We start from the raw sequence: 15067 nt of genomic DNA, 5'->3' as shown, positions 1-15067 counted from the left end.
CGCCCCCGGGGAGGCTCGCTACGCCTGCACTCCCGCGAGCTCGTCGATCAGGCGGTCGCCGGAGCGGGCCTCGATCATCTCGGCGTCGATCTCGGCGCGGTCGAGCAGCTCTTCCATGCGACGGCGGCGCTGACGCGTGATGAGCGTGACGACGGTGCCCTCCTTGCCCGCGCGGCCGGTGCGGCCCGAGCGGTGCATGTAGGTCTTGTACTCGTCGGGCATGTCGGCCTGGACGACGAGCTCGATGTCGTCGACGTGGATGCCGCGGGCGGCGACGTCGGTCGCGACGAGCACGTTGACCTTGCCGCTCGTGAGCAGCTGCAGGTTGCGCGTGCGGCGGGCCTGGTTCAGGTCGCCGTGCAGGCTCGTCGAGCGGATGCCGGCGTCCTCGAGCTGGTCGGCGAGCTGCTCGGCGAAGGCGCGGGTGCGGGCGAAGACCAGGGTCTTGCCGCCGCCCGAGGCGAGCTGCTCGATGACCGCGGTCTTGTCGCGCTGCTCGATCAGGAGCACGCGGTGGTCGATCGTGGCGCTGGCCTGGTCCTCGCCGGCGACCTCGTGGACGGCCGGGTCGACCAGGAACTCGTCGACGAGCTTCGCCACGCCCTTGTCGAGCGTCGCGCTGAAGAGCAGCTTCTGAGCGCGGGCGCCGTCGGGGCGGACCGTCGCGGTCTCGCGGATGATGCGCTGCACCGGCTCGAGGAACCCGAGGTCGCACATGTGGTCGGCCTCGTCGAGCACGGTCACGACGACCTCGCTCAGGTCGAGACGACCCTGGTCGATGAGGTCCTCGATGCGGCCGGGGGTGCCGATCACGATGTCGACGCCGCGGTTGAGGGCACCGACCTGGCGCTGCTGGGGCACGCCGCCGTAGACCTGCGTGGTGAACAGGCCGACCGAGCGGGCGATGGGCTGCACGGTGCGGTCGATCTGCATGGCGAGCTCACGGGTCGGGGCGAGGATCAGGGCGCGGGGCTTGCGGCCCATCTTGCGGTTCTTCGCGCCGTTGTTCTCCATCAGCTTCTCGACCAGCGGGGCACCGAAGGCGATCGTCTTGCCCGAGCCCGTGCGGCCACGGCCGAGCACGTCACGACCGGCGAGCACGTCGGGGATCGTCGCGGCCTGGATCGCGAAGGGAGCCGCGGCACCCATCGAGGCCAGCTGACGCTCGATGTTGTCGCCGAGGCCCAGGTCGCCGAAGCTCACGCCCTCGACGTCGGCCGCGGTGACGACCTCGGCCTTGAGCTTCTCGAGCTTGACGTCGTCCTCGGGCGAGTAGTGGGTCGCCGCGTCGCGCTTGGGGTAGAAGTCGCTCGAGCGGTCGCCGACGCGGGCCGGGCGGTCGCTGCGGTCGAAGCTGCGAGGCGCGCGGTCGTCGCGAGCCGGGCGGTCGCTGCGGTCGAAGCTGCGGGCCGGGCGGGCGTCGCGGTCGACACCACCGGAGGCGCGGCCACCGCGCTCGGGACGGTCACCGTACGGACGCTGGGCGCGGTCGTCACGCGCCGGGCGGTCGCTGCGGTCGAACGAACGAGGGGCGCGGTCGTCGCGCGCCGGGCGATCGTTCCGGTCGTACGAACGAGGGGCACGATCGTCGCGAGCCGGGCGATCGCTGCGGTCGAACGAACGAGGGGCACGATCGTCACGAGCAGGGCGGTCGCTGCGGTCGTAGCTGCGGGGGGCGCGGTCGTCGCGTGCCGGGCGGTCCGAGCGGTCCCACGAGCGGGGTCCACGGTCGGAGCCCCGGGCGGCGTCGCGGCCACCGTCACGGCCGTAGCCGCGGGCGGCCTCGCGGCCACCGTCACGGCCGAAGCGGGGAGCGGCGTCGCGGCCACGCTCGCCGTTGCGGCTGTCGAAGTCGCGGTTGCCGAAGCGGTTGCCGCCGGCCGGCTTCTCGCGGGGCTCCCAGTTGGGGCGGCGGTCGTCGGAGCGGGCCGCGCCGGGGGCACGGTTGCCGCCACCGTCACGGGTGCCGAACTCGCGGCGTCCGCGGTCGGCGCGCTCGCTGGCGTCCCAGCGCTTCTTGGGGGCAGGGGCCCCGGCCTCGTCGGCGCGGTGGCCGCGGTGCTTGGGGCTCTTCGAGCCGGCCTTGGGGGCACCACCGGTGCGGTCGGTGCGCGGGCGGGAGTTGTCGTAAGGAGACATGGAGGAGTTCTTTCCGGGCTTGTCAGAGATGACGCGAAGAAATACCCGGGCAGCCATTGACCAGGACCGTTCACAATCGTGAATTCATCCCGTCGTGACTCGACGGGAATCCGGCCCACAAGACTTACAAACCCTCGTGCTGTTCAAAGCTGTGCATGATCGGCACCACCAGGTGCCGATGTGCTCGCGCCACAGGCGCGGTGTCTTGAGCCGACCCACCTACGATACCCGAGCCTCCCCCGAACCGGAAGCCCCGCCTCCTCCGGTCGGTCGGCGGCCGGAGCCCGCCGGCCGAGGTCACACCCGGGCAGCAGCCGTCTCGGCGCCCTCGGCCGCCTCGGCGCCCTCGCCCGACTCCGCCGCCCGTCGATCGGCCCGGCGTTCGCCGATGCGCTCGAACAGGTAGTAGATGACGGGCAGCACCACGAGCGTCAGCAGGGTGGACGACACGAGCCCGCCGATCACGACGATGGCGAGCGGCTGCGAGATGAAGCCGCCGTGCCCGGTCACACCGAGCGCCATCGGGGTGAGCGCGAAGATCGTGGCCGCCGCCGTCATGAGGATCGGCCGCAACCGCCGCGACGCTCCCTCGAGCAACGCCTCGCGCACGCGCAGACCCTTCTCGCGGTACTGGTTCACGAGGTCGATCAGCACGATGGCGTTGGTCACCACGATGCCCACGAGCATGAGCACGCCGATCAGCGATGCCACCCCGAGCGGCACGCCCGAGGCGAGCTGCAACAGGATCGCCCCGGTCGCCGCGAACGGGATCGACACGAGCAGCAGCAACGGCTGGATCAGGCTGCGGAACGTCGCCACCATCACGATGTAGACGATCAGGATCGCGATCAGCACGGCGAGGCCGAGCTGCGAGAAGGCGTTGGCCTGGTCGGCCGTCGCCCCACCGATGGTCGCGTCGGTCCCGTCGGGCAGGTCGACGGCGGCCACGGCGTCGGACACCTCGGTGCCGGCGGCCGAGAGGTCGTCGCTCGACGGCGTGATCGTCACGGTCGCCGAACGTACCGCGTCGGTCGTCGTGACGGAGGTCGGCCCGGTCGTCTGCTCGACCGTGGCGATGGAGTCGAGGCGCACGGGCCCGGTCGGGCTCGGCAGCTCGAGGGCCTTCAGCTCGTCGATGGTCGCCGGCGGCGTCGGGTCGACCGTGTAGACGTCGACCGAGCTGTCGTCGATCTCGAGCGACCCCACCCGGAAGGGCTGGATGGCCTGCGACACGATGCCCCCCACGGCGACCTCGCTGTAACCGAGGGCCGCGGCCGCGACGCGGTCGACCTGCACGCCGATGACCGGCTGGGCCGCCTGCAGGTTGGAGCTGGCCTCGGCGGTGCCGGGAAGCCCCTGCACCTTCTTCAGCACGGCGTCCGTCGCGGTCTGCAGGCTGTCGGGGTCGGGTGCCGTGACGTCGACGGTGATGTCGTTGCTCGTGCCGAAGCCGCTCGACGCCGAGACCTCGATCTCGCCCGCGTCCGTGACGTCGTCCAGCCGGGACCGGACGTCGGCCTGCAGGGCGTCCTGGTCGGCGCTCTCGTCGGTGGTGATCGAGTAGGTGACGGTGCTGTCGCCCGATCCTCCGAGGAAGCTCGCGATCGACGTCCCGCTCGAGCCGATGGTCAGCTGCACCGTCTCGATGCCGTCGACGCCCTCGAGCACCTGCTCGACCCGGTCGGCGGCGTCGGACTGCGTCTGCAGGCTCGACGCGGGCGGCAGGGTCTGCGTGACGCTGAACGTGTTCTGCCCGCTCGCCCCGAGGAAGTTCGTCTTCATGAAGGGGATGACGGCGCCCGTGCCCACGAGGATGAGCAACGCCACGAGGATCGTCACGACCGGACGCTGCAGGGTGCCCCGCAGCACCGGGACGTACGCGCGACGCAGGCGGTCGAGCGGTCGGGTGTCGGACGGGTCGGAGGCGCGGGTCGTCAACGACTCGACCGTCGCCCCCTCGACGGCGGCGGCCTCGCCCCCCGGCGCGTGCTTGTGGGCCTTCGGTGCCCGGAGGAACCAGTACGCCAGCACGGGCACGATCGTCAGCGCGACGAAGAGCGACGCGACGAGCGCGATGGTGACCGTCAGGGCGAACGGCCGGAACAGCTCGCCGGTGATGTTGCCGACGAAGGCCAGCGGCAGGAAGACCACGACGGTCGTGACCGTGGACGCGGTGATGGCACCCGCCACCTCGCGGACGCCGACCTTGATCGCCTCGAGCCGGTCGACGCCCGCGGTGAGGTGCCGCTTGATGTTCTCGATGACGACGATCGAGTCGTCGACCACGCGGCCGATGGCGATCGTCAGCGCACCCAGGGTCAGGATGTTCAGGGTGTAGTCCGCCGCCTGCAGCCCGATGAACGTGATGAGCACGCTCGTCGGGATGCTGATGGCGGTGACGATGGTCGACCGGATCGACAGCAGGAAGACCAGGATGACGATCACGGCGAACACGAGGCCGAGCAGCCCCTCTTCGGCGAGCGCGTCGATCGACTGCTGGATGAACGGCGCCTGGTCGAACACCACCGACAGCTCCACGCCGTCACCCAGGTCGGAGGCGAGGCCCGGGATGGCGTCGCGCACGGTCTGCGACACGTCGACGGTGTTGGCGTCGAGGGTCTTGGTGATGGCGACCGTGAGGGCGTCCTGCCCGTCGACGCGGCTGATCGAGGTGACGGGTGCGCCGGTCAGCTGCACGTCGGCGACGTCGCCGATCGTCGTGGCCGAGGTGCCGCCGAGGAGCGGCAGGGCGCGGATCTCGTCGACGCTCGTGAGTCTCTGACCGGCCTGGATGGACAGCGTCTTGCCGTCCTGCGTGAGGGTGCCGCCGGGGATCAGCGTGCCGTTGGCGTCGAGGGCGTCCTGGAAGGCGGCCGTGGTCAGCCCCGCGGCGGCGAGCGCCGTCTGGTCGGGCGAGATGGTGACGCGTTGGCCGGCGTCGCCGTAGATCGAGGCCTCGCGGACGCCGTCGAGCTTCTGCAGGTCGGGCACCGTGACGGTGGTCAGCCGGTCGACGAGGGCCTGCGAGTCGGCCGAGTCGTAGCCGGTGACGGCGATCTGGATGACGGGCAGGTCGTCGAGGCTGCCCGTGACCACCTGGGTGTCGACGGAGTCGGGCAGCGAGAGCCGGTTGATCGCCGACTGGATCTTCTGCTCGGCCGAGTCGAGGTCGGTGCCGTAGGTGAACTCGGCCGAGACCGTGCTCTGCGAGGTGCTCGAGGTCGCCGAGGTGCCCTCGAGCCCGGGGATGATCTGGACGGCCTGTTCGATCGGGGTCGAGACGTCCTCGTTGACGACCTCGGGCGTGGCCCCCGGGTACGAGCTGACGATCGCGATCTGCGGGAACTGCACGTTGGGCGCGAGCTCTTGCTTGAGCGAGGTGAGGGCGATGCCGCCGAAGACGGCGACGACGATGGTGACGAGGGCGATCAGCGCGCGGTTGCGCAGACTGAAGACGGACAGCAGGTGCACGGTGCTCCGGTGGTGAGAGGGAGAGCGGAGGAGGCGCGGTGAACGACGTGCACCGCACCTCCATTGTCACCAGCCTCTCTGGGAACTGGCGGCGGTTCCTTTCACGCTGTGCAGATCCCTGCCTGGTCACCGTGACGGGGACGAGCCGACCGCAGGACCCGGCTCAGACGATCTCGGCCAGCAGGGGCGAGGTCGGCGCCTGCACCCCGTCGACCCCGTCCCACGCCGCGCGCAGGGCGGCGAGCGCCCGGTCGGTGTCGCTGTCGGCGTACGAGAACGGCACGCGGAGGAACCGCTCGAACGCCCCGTCGATGCCGAACACCGGGCCGGCCGCGAGCAGCAGGCCCTCCCGGCGGGCCGCGAGGGTGAGCTGCGAACTGACCGGCGCCCCGAGCCCCACCCAGGTGGTGAGGCCGCCCGCCGGCGACGGCACCTGCCACGACGGGAACGCCTCCCTCAGACCGTGGACGACGCGGTCGCGACCTCGTCTCAGGTGGCCGGCCCGCGCCTCCAGCACGCGGTCGAAGTCGCCGAGCAGCTCGGCGACCACCAGCTGCTCGAGCACGGGGGTGCCCAGGTCGCCCGCCGAGCGGGCGCGCACGAGCCGCTCGACGAGCGGGCGCTCGGCACGGATCCAGCCGATGCGCAGCCCACCCCAGAGCGACTTGCCGACCGAGCCGATCGTGACCGCGCGTCCGTACGCGGCCATCGGCGAGGGGGCGTCGCGACGGTCGTCGATCGCCATCTCGGCCATGGTCTCGTCGGCGATCACGACGGTGCCCTCGGCGGCCGCCGCCTCGAGCACGCGCGCCCGCTGGTCGGCGGGCATCGTCGCGCCCGTGGGGTTGTGGAAGTCGGGCATCAGGTAGGCCACCGGCGGGCTCGTGCGCCGCAGGGTCTGCATCAGCGCCGCTTCGTCCCAGCCGTCGTCGACGGTGACGCTGACCGGCACCAGGCGGGCGCCGGCGCCGCGGAGGGCCTCGAAGGCGTGCGGGTAGCCGGGCGCCTCGACGACGGCCCGGTCGCCGCGCGAGACCAGCACGCGTGCGAGCAGCGCGATCGCGTGCTGCGCCCCGAGGGTCACGACGATCTGGTCGGCACTCGTCTCGAGCCCCCGCCGTCGGTACCGTTCGGCGATCGCCTCGCGCAGCACCGGCCGCCCGACCGGGTCGTAGCCCGGGTCGTCCAGGTACGCGCCGAGCCGCCCCGCCGCCCGTTGCGCCGCCTCGGCGATGCCGTCGACCGCGGGCAGCGCCGCCTTCGTCAGGTCGAGCAGCCCCTCGGTCGTCGTCGGACGCGGCACCGAGGCGCGGGCCGGCAGCCGGACGACGCTGCCGCTGCCCCGCACGCTGTCGACGTGCCCCGTGTCGCGGAGGGCGGCGTAGGCCGCGGCCACGGTCGTGCGGCTGACCCCGAGGTGCGCGCAGAGGTCGCGTTCGGACGGCAGGCGGGTGCCGACCGGCAGTCGGCCGTCGAGCACGAGCAGGCGGATGCGGTCGGCGAGCGCCAGGTAGCCGGGAACCGAGGAGGCGCGCCACGAGTCGAGCAGGACGCCGAGCGCCCGCGACGAGACCGTGGTGGCACCGTGGTCGAGGTTGGTCACGCGGCCACCCTAGGCGGATTGGACCCTTGCCACCAGGCCAGTCGAACGATTGGATCGACCCCATGCTCCTCTCGCGTCGCCTGCTGCAGTTGTTCGTCGGCCTCACCGCCTACGGCTTCGCCATCGCCCTCATGGTCCGCGCGGGCATCGGCGTCGCCCCGTGGGACGTGCTGTCACAGGGGCTCGTCCGCCACACCGGGCTGACGTTCGGCACCGTCACGTTCGTCACGAGCCTCGTCGTGCTCCTGCTCTGGATCCCCCTGCGCCAGCGACCCCGCTTCGGCACGATCGCCAACACCCTGATGATCGGTCCGGTCGCCGACCTCGGCCTGCGCGTCCTGCCGCAGCAGACCGAGTGGTGGGCACAAGGCCTGACCTTCGCGGGCGGCCTGCTGTTGCTCGCCGTCGCGAGCGGCCTCTACATCGGAGCCGACTTCGGGCCGGGCCCTCGCGACGGGCTCATGCTCGGCCTCCACGCCCGGTTGGGCTGGCGGGTGGGCGTCGCGCGCACCGTCATCGAACTCACGGTCCTCGCCGCGGGGTGGCTGCTCGGCGGGCAGGTCGGCATCGGCACGGCGGCCGAGGCCCTGCTCATCGGCCCGCTCGTGGCGATCACGTTGCCGCTCTTCGCCCGGCGCCGGGTGGCGACCTCCGTGGTCGCCCCGGCCCGCGCCTCCTCGCCCGCCTGAGCCGCGGCCGGTACGAACCAGTTCGGACCGACCCGCGCTGACCGGGAATAAATCGTCCACGAGCGAAGTTGACAGGCCCTCGCACGGGAGTAGAGTCGCCGCTCGTGACCAACGACACCCGGTCGCCGAAGCGTTGGCTGATCGGTGAACCCCTCCCCTCGGAGAAGCTCGAGGGGCAGCTGCTCCCGAAGCACCTCGCACTGCCGATCTTCGCCAGCGACCCGCTCAGCTCGGTGGCCTACGCGCCGCAAGAACTGCTGATGATCCTGCTGATCGGCGGCCTCGGGTTCCTGACCCTCGCGCCGTGGGTGGCCGTCGCGGTCGTCGTCCTGCTGCTGGTCGTGGTGGCGTCGTACCGTCAGCTGATCAAGGCGTACCCGTCGGGCGGCGGCGACTACGAGGTCGCCCACAAGAACCTCGGCGAGAAGGCCGGGCTCGTGGTCGCCTCGGCGCTGCTCGTCGACTACGTCATGACGGTGGCCGTCTCGGTCGCCTCGGGCGTGGACAACATCATCTCGGCCGTGCCCGAACTGGCGCCGGTGCGCGTCGAGCTCGCGATCTTCTTCGTCGTCCTGCTGGCGGCCGTCAACCTCCGGGGCGTGCGCGAGTCGAGCAAGGCCTTCGCGATCCCCACCTACCTCTTCGTGTCGAGCGTCTTCGTCATGATCGTCATCGCCCTGGTGCGCACCGCCCTCGGCGACCCGCCCGTCGCCGAGAGCGCCGAGTACACGGTGCAGGCCGACCAGCTGACGCAGGCCGCCTTCATCCTGCTGTTGCTGCGGGCGTTCTCGAGCGGCTGCTCGGCCCTGACCGGCGTCGAGGCGATCGCCAACGGCGTGCCCGCGTTCCGGCGACCCAAGGTGCAGAACGCCCAGAAGACCCTCGTGCTGATGGGCAGCATCGCCATCGTCCTGTTCGCCGGCCTCGTCGCCGTCGCCCTGATCGCGAAGGTGCACTACGCCGAGGACGCCTGCGACCTCCAGGGGTTCGTCGACTGCGCCACCACGCCGCAGCGCAGCCTCGTCGCGCAGATCGCGAGCGCGGTCTTCGGCGGGTCGCTGTTCGGCATCCCGTTCTACGTGATCCAGGCCTGCACCGCGGCGGTGCTGTTGCTGGCGGCGAACACGGCCTTCAACGGGTTCCCCTTGCTCGGATCGATCCTGGCCCGCGACCAGTACGCCCCCAAGGCGCTCAACACGCGCGGCGACCGACTGATCTACTCGAACGGCGTGATCGTGCTGGCGCTGGTGGCCTGCGCCATCCTGCTCGTCTACCAGGCGAGCGTCACCGGGCTGATCCAGCTGTACATCATCGGCGTCTTCGTCTCGTTCACGCTCGGCCAGACCGGCATGGTCGTCCACTGGACCCGCATGCTGCGCGAGGGATGCGCCGACCGTGGAGCGGTGTACCGCGCCCGCGGCATCAACGCCTTCGGCGCCCTGCTCACGGCGTCGGTGTTGATCGTCGTGACGGTGACCAAGTTCACGCACGGCGCCTGGCTGGTGTTCGTCATCATGCCGATCCTCTTCGTGCTGATGCTCGGCGTGAACCGCTACTACCGGGACGTGCTCGTCGAGATCGAGCCCGACGCCACGACGCAGTTCGGCTCGCACGGCGACCACGCGATCGTGCTGGTCGGCACCATGCAGAAGCCCGTGCTGAAGGCCCTCGACTACGCCATCGCCGCACGCCACGAGTCGCTCGAGGCGATCCACGTGGGCATCGACGACGAAGCAACGGCGCTCCTGCAGCGTCAGTGGGCCGAGCAGGACATCGAGGTGCCCCTGCGCATCGTCGCCTCGCCGTACCGCGACATCAGCATGCCGCTGATCAAGTACATCAAGGCCCACCGTGAAGAGCACGGCAGCGAGGTCGTCACGGTCTACACGCCCATCTACATCGTCGGCCACTGGTGGGAGGCCGCGCTGCACAACCACAAGAGCCGCCGCATCCGCCAGAAGCTCATGCTCGTGCACGGCGTGACGATCTCGCTCGTGCCGTGGCTGCTCGACTCGTCCGAGGTGCTCTACGGGCGTCGATCGCGGCCGATCCCCGGCCAGGACCGCCGTGGGGAGCCGATCCGCCCCCGCCCCGTGCCGCGCCGCGTGCTCGAGCCGGCCGGTCGCCGGTCGGGCGCCGCCGGCGGGGCCCTGGGCGCCGACGCGGGCCCGGACGGCCGCGCCGGGGCGGCGGTCGAAGGAGGCGCGGTGCAGCGGGGCCTCGACGTCCAGCCCGCGCAGAACGGCACGAAACCCGGCCCGAAGCAGACCCCGCGCGCACCGGGCTCGGCGGCCGGCAACCGCGGAGGCGGCGCCGCCGCACGCAAGGCCCGCTCGGCCGCCCGCAACTCGACCGGCACCTCGCCCCGCAAGAAGAAGTAGCGCCGGCGCCCGGGAGCGTCAGCGCCAGACGGTGCGGGGCCGCAGCAGCCGGTGCCGCGGCTCGCTGTCGTCGAGCAGCAGCGAGAGCACGGCTCCTGCGACGTCGACGAGCGGTTGCTCGACGCTCGACAGGCCGAGCGCCGAGGCGACCGGGGTGTCGTCGTAGCCCACGACCGGCACCGATGACCCCAGCACGACCGATGCCCCGAGCGCGAGGGTGTCGCTCGCGCACACCACGGCGTCCACCGCGACTCCCGCGTCGAGCACCGACCGGATCGCAGCCGAGGCGAGCGGCACCGAGTCCTCGACGGCCAGGTCGAGCGCGTCGATCGAGGCCGGATCGAGCGTGTCCCGTGACGCGAGCGCCTCGCGCCACCCGCGCCTCCGGTCGTCCCCGGCGCCCGAGCCGGCAGGCCAGCCGAGGAAGGCCACGTGCGTCGCACCCCGGTCGAGCAGGTCGTCGGTCGTCGAGGCGAGGCCGGCGCGTCCGTCGACGTCGACCCAGCGGTGTTGCGGGTCGCCCATGTCGTCGATCCCCCAGGGCCGACCGAAGGTGACGAAGTCGGCGCCGGCGTCGATCAGCCATTCGGTGCGCGGGTCGTCGAAGAACGTCGAGGTGAGCACGAACCCGTCGACGTCGGCGCCGTCGAGCAGGCGGCGGAACTGGGCGATCTCGTCGTCGGGCCCGGCCGCCGTGTACAGCAGGATGCGGTGGTCGCGAGCGTCGGCCTGCTCGGTGACCGCGTGCAGGAACCGGTCGAGCACCGCGCCCGAGATGCCGTTCTGCACGGGGTCGAGCCGGATGCCGATGGTCGAGCTCTTGCGGGTGCGCAATCGTCGCGCCGACGCGTGCGGCCGGTAGCCGAGGTCCGCGATCGCCCGCTCGACCCGGCCCCGCGTGTCGGGTCGGACGATGTCGGGCGCGTTCAGCACGTTCGAGACGGTCTGCCGCGACACCCCCGCGACCGAGGCGACGTCGCTGACGGTCGGGAGGCGCGGTGTCGGAACCCGAGTCATCGCGCCCTCCACCCCGGCGCCGGTCGGCGGCCTCGGGTCACGTTACCCCAGCGCCCGGGTACCTCTGGGCTCTCCGGTCTTGACACCCACGGGGCGGCCTGCCTACTCTGACGACACGGATTTGATCGATCAAATCGCACGTCCGCCCCCGCTCCATCCCGAGGCGCCACCCCTGCACCACACCCCGACCACAGCACCCGCACCATCGCAACGACGCGACGAGAGGCCCACCATGCGACTACGCACGACCCGCCTGGCGGCAGCAGCCGCCCTCACCACCATCTCGGCCCTGGCCCTCACGGCCTGCGGCTCCGGCTTCAGCGAGGGGTCGGGCGCCGCGAGCGACGGCGCCCTCACCAGCAGCGACGACTCGCTGACCGTGCTGATCGGCTCGAGCGGAGACGCCGAGACGAAGGCCGTCACCGACGCCGTCGCGAGCTGGTCCGACGACTCGGGCACCGGCGCCGAGGTCAGCGTGGCCTCCGACCTGCCGCAGCAGCTCAGCCAGGGCTTTGCCTCGGGCGAGCCTGCCGACGTGTTCTACGTCTCGACCGACACGCTCGCGGGCTTCGCCGGCAACGGCAGCCTCCTGGCCTACGGCGACCAGCTCGCCAACGAGGGCGACTTCTTCCCGACCCTCGTCGACAGTTTCACGCTCGACGACCGGTTCTTCTGCGCGCCCAAGGACTTCTCGACCCTCGGCCTGATCATCAACACCGACATGTGGGCCGCGGCCGGCCTGACCGACGCCGACGTCCCGACCGACTGGGACTCGCTGAAGGCGGTCGCCGCGAAGCTCACGACGGCCGATCACGTGGGCCTGGCCTTCAGCCCCGAGTACGCCCGGGTGGGCGCGTTCATGGCGCAGGCCGGCGGCGCGGTGACCACCGCCGACGGCACCGAGGCGACGCTCGACTCCTCCGAGAACGTCGAGGCGCTGACCTACGTGAAAGACCTGCTGACCAGCGGCGACGCCGCGTTCTCGAGCGACCTCGGCGCGGGCTGGGGCGGCGAGGCCTTCGGCACGGGCAAGGCGGCGATGACCATCGAGGGCAACTGGATCACCGGCGCACTCACCAACGACTACCCCGACGTGTCGTACCAGGTGGCCGAGCTGCCCGCCGGCCCCGGCGGCCAGGGCACGTTGCAGTTCACCAACTGCTGGGGCATCGCCGCCGACAGCCCCAACCAGCAGGCCGCCGTCGACCTCGTCGAGCAGCTGACGAGCACCGACCAGCAGCTCGCCTTCGCCGACGCGTTCGGCGTCATGCCCTCGATCCAGTCGGCCGCCGACACCTGGAAGTCCGACAACCCCGACCAGGCCGCGTTCCTCGACTCGGTCGAGTTCGCCCAGGGCACGCCCACGCAGGACGGGTCCGCCGCCGTGATCAGCGACTTCAACTCGCAGCTCTCCGGCCTGAAGGACGGCGACCCGAAGACGATCCTCGAGTCCGCGCAGAAGAACTTCGAGGCGATCCTCCAGTAACCCTCGGGGCACCGCGCCTCCCCCGGCGCGGTGCCTCGCACTCCCCACCCGACGGGGGCGGCCGGGGCCGCGACGCGTCCTCCCCAGGGCGGTCGCGCCTCCGTCCCTCCCCGGTCCTGCTCCCCGCCTCCCCCGCGGCCGCGCCTCGTCGGCGATCATCCGAGGAGGCGCGACCCATCGACCCGAGACAGCGCACGAAAGGCAGTCCCCATGACCGCGATCTCGACCAAGGTCCCCCGACGGCGCAGCGCCGTCTCGCGCGGCGAGGGCCTCTCGGGCTGGCTGTTCGTCTCGCCCGTGCTGATCGTCCTGGGCCTCTTCCTGGCCGTGCCCGTCCTGATGGCCCTCTGGGTCAGCGTCTCGGACTGGACCGGCCGGGGCTCCCCCTTCGCGGCCGGCGTCGGCTTCGTCGGGGCGCAGAACTACCGAGACCTGCTCGGCGGCGGCGGCCTGGCCGAGCGCGACTTCGGCCTGAGCCTGCGCAACAACGCCTGGTACGTGATCCTCGTCGTGCCCATCCAGACCGCCGTGGCTCTGCTGCTCGCCGTGTTGGTGAACCGCCAGGTGCTGCGCGGCCGCGGGTTCTTCCGCACCGCGTTCTACTTCCCGTCGGTGACCAGCTCGGTCGCCATCACCGTCCTGTGGCTGTTCCTGTTCTCGCAGAGCGGCGCGGTGAACAAGCTGCTCTCGTTCGTCGGCATCACCGGGCCCGCGTGGTTCAACGACGCCAGCGGCGTGCTGCACAACCTGCTCGCCGTCGTCGGCGTCACGCAGCCCCCGGCCCTGCTGGCCGACCACACCGCCCTCGGCGTCAGCTGGTGGGACTGGCTGGCCGGGCCGTCGGTCGCGATGTCCGCGTTCATCCTGATGGCCGTCTTCACCACCAGTGGCACGTTCATGCTGCTCTTCCTGGCGGCCCTGCAGAACCTCGGTGGCGACGTCCAAGAGGCCGCGATGATGGACGGCGCGAGCGGCTGGCAGCGCTTCTGGCGCATCACGTTGCCGCAACTGCGACCGACGCTCTTCACGGTCCTCACCCTCGGCCTCATCGGCACCTGGCAGGTCTTCGACCAGATCTACACCGGCACCCAGGGCGGCCCGCAGAAGACCACGCTGACGCCCGCCTACCTCTCGTACACCTCGGCGTTCGGCGAACAGGAGTGGGGTCGCGGCGCGGCCATCGCCTTCGTGCTGTTCGTCATCATCGTCGCCTTGACGATCCTGCAGCGCATCGTGCTGCGCGAACGGGCCGTGTCGAAGAGACGCACCCGGCTCTACACGACAGGAGTCGAGCGATGACCACGACCGCACCGATCGCCGACCGGACGAACCCCTCCTCGCCGGTCGCGCCTCCCCCGGCCCCACCTCACCCGGCCGGGCGCGAGCCCCGCAGCACGCGACGCATCGCCGGCACCTCGGTGCTCTACGCCGTGCTGATCGTCATCGCGGCGATCTACATCCTGCCGTTCCTGATCAACGTGGCGACGTCGTTCAAGACCGACCCCGAGGCGGCCTCCGACCCGCTGGCGTTGATCCCGATCACGCCGACGGTCGCCGCCTACCGCCAGCTGTTCCTCAACAGCGACTTCCCGACCTGGTTCCAGAACTCGGCGATCGTGACGATCGTGGTGACGCTCGGGCGGGTCTTCTTCAACTCGCTCGCCGGCTACGCCCTGGCGCGGCTGCAGTTCCGGGGGCGCAACGTCATCTTCGTGCTGCTGATCGGCGTGATGGCGGTGCCGGCGGTCGTGCTGCTCATCCCGAAGTTCCTGGTGATCAACCAGCTCGGCATGTACGACTCGTACTCGGGCATGATCGTGCCGCTGCTGACCGACGCCGCCGGGGTCTTCATCATGAAGAACTTCTTCGAGTCGATCCCGCGCAGCGTCGAAGAGCAGGCGCGCATCGACGGCGCCGGCACCTTCCGGGTCTTCTGGTCGATCGTCCTGCCCATGGCTCGCCCGGCCCTCGTGACGATCATCATCCTGTCGTTCCAGGGGTCGTGGAACGAGCTCTCGCACTTCATCGTGTCGACCCAGTCGCCCGAGCTGACCACCCTCACCAAGGGCGTCGCGAGCCTCGCCTCGGGGCAACTGAGCCAGGGGTCGCAGTACCCGATCAAGCTCGCGGCCGCCGCGGTCATGACGATCCCGGTCGCCATCGTCTTCTTCGTCTTCCAGCGCCGCATCATGAACGCCAGCGCCGGGGCCGTCAAAGAGTGATGCACGCCGCGACGCCCACCCCGTCGCACCCCACGCCCGCCACCCGGAGCCCCAGGAGC

9 protein-coding genes are annotated in these 15067 nt (G+C 71.4%); 5 read left to right on the top strand and 4 right to left on the bottom strand.

Annotation, left to right across the window (positions count from 1 at the left end; genetic code table 11):
• Positions 1–18: 18 nt before the first annotated feature.
• The 3 genes from ARTHRO9V_RS04470 to ARTHRO9V_RS04460 form a co-directional block, all read right to left on the bottom strand.
• Positions 19–2139 carry a DEAD/DEAH box helicase gene (locus tag ARTHRO9V_RS04470; protein WP_159825824.1) on the bottom strand — a complete coding sequence of 707 codons (2121 nt, stop codon included), beginning with the start codon at positions 2137–2139 and terminating at the stop codon, positions 19–21.
• A gap of 297 nt (positions 2140–2436) precedes the next feature.
• Positions 2437–5610 carry an efflux RND transporter permease subunit gene (locus tag ARTHRO9V_RS04465; protein WP_159825822.1) on the bottom strand — a complete coding sequence of 1058 codons (3174 nt, stop codon included), beginning with the start codon at positions 5608–5610 and terminating at the stop codon, positions 2437–2439.
• Between the two features lie 163 nt (positions 5611–5773).
• Complete coding sequence (locus tag ARTHRO9V_RS04460) at positions 5774–7213, bottom strand: PLP-dependent aminotransferase family protein (protein WP_159825820.1); 1440 nt, start codon at positions 7211–7213, stop codon at positions 5774–5776.
• A gap of 62 nt (positions 7214–7275) precedes the next feature.
• On the opposite strand from ARTHRO9V_RS04460, the gene ARTHRO9V_RS04455 reads away from it, so the two are divergent.
• Both ARTHRO9V_RS04455 and ARTHRO9V_RS04450 read left to right on the top strand, forming a co-directional pair.
• On the top strand, positions 7276–7902 hold the full coding sequence (locus ARTHRO9V_RS04455) for a YitT family protein (protein ID WP_056049470.1): 627 nt from the start codon (positions 7276–7278) through the stop codon (positions 7900–7902).
• 104 nt (positions 7903–8006) lie between these two features.
• Positions 8007–10283: an APC family permease gene (locus ARTHRO9V_RS04450; protein ID WP_082460630.1), complete on the top strand. Its 2277-nt coding sequence runs from the start codon at positions 8007–8009 to the stop codon at positions 10281–10283.
• An 18-nt stretch (positions 10284–10301) separates the two neighbouring features.
• Here ARTHRO9V_RS04450 and ARTHRO9V_RS04445 read toward each other — a convergent pair whose 3' ends face one another.
• Complete coding sequence (locus ARTHRO9V_RS04445; RefSeq protein ID WP_159825818.1) at positions 10302–11300, bottom strand: LacI family DNA-binding transcriptional regulator; 999 nt, start codon at positions 11298–11300, stop codon at positions 10302–10304.
• Between the two features lie 232 nt (positions 11301–11532).
• On the opposite strand from ARTHRO9V_RS04445, the gene ARTHRO9V_RS04440 reads away from it, so the two are divergent.
• The 3 genes from ARTHRO9V_RS04440 (at position 11533) to ARTHRO9V_RS04430 (ending at position 15008) form a co-directional block, all read left to right on the top strand.
• Positions 11533–12786: an extracellular solute-binding protein gene (locus tag ARTHRO9V_RS04440; protein WP_159825816.1), complete on the top strand. Its 1254-nt coding sequence runs from the start codon at positions 11533–11535 to the stop codon at positions 12784–12786.
• A 210-nt stretch (positions 12787–12996) separates the two neighbouring features.
• The gene (locus ARTHRO9V_RS04435; RefSeq protein ID WP_056049474.1) at positions 12997–14085 is read left to right on the top strand and encodes a carbohydrate ABC transporter permease; all 1089 of its coding nucleotides are present in this window, start codon (positions 12997–12999) and stop codon (positions 14083–14085) included.
• Positions 14082–15008, top strand: coding sequence for a carbohydrate ABC transporter permease (locus ARTHRO9V_RS04430; protein WP_159825814.1), 927 nt, complete (start codon positions 14082–14084; stop codon positions 15006–15008). Before ARTHRO9V_RS04435 ends, ARTHRO9V_RS04430 begins: the two co-directional genes overlap by 4 nt.
• The last annotated feature ends 59 nt before the right edge of the window (positions 15009–15067 follow it).

Origin of the sequence: Frigoribacterium sp. 9N, assembly GCF_902506305.1 — a bacterium.
In the GTDB taxonomy this organism is placed as follows: Bacteria; Actinomycetota; Actinomycetes; order Actinomycetales; family Microbacteriaceae; genus Frigoribacterium.
The sequence above is the reverse complement of the archived record's forward strand: the minus strand, read 5'-3'. Positions and strand labels throughout refer to the sequence as shown.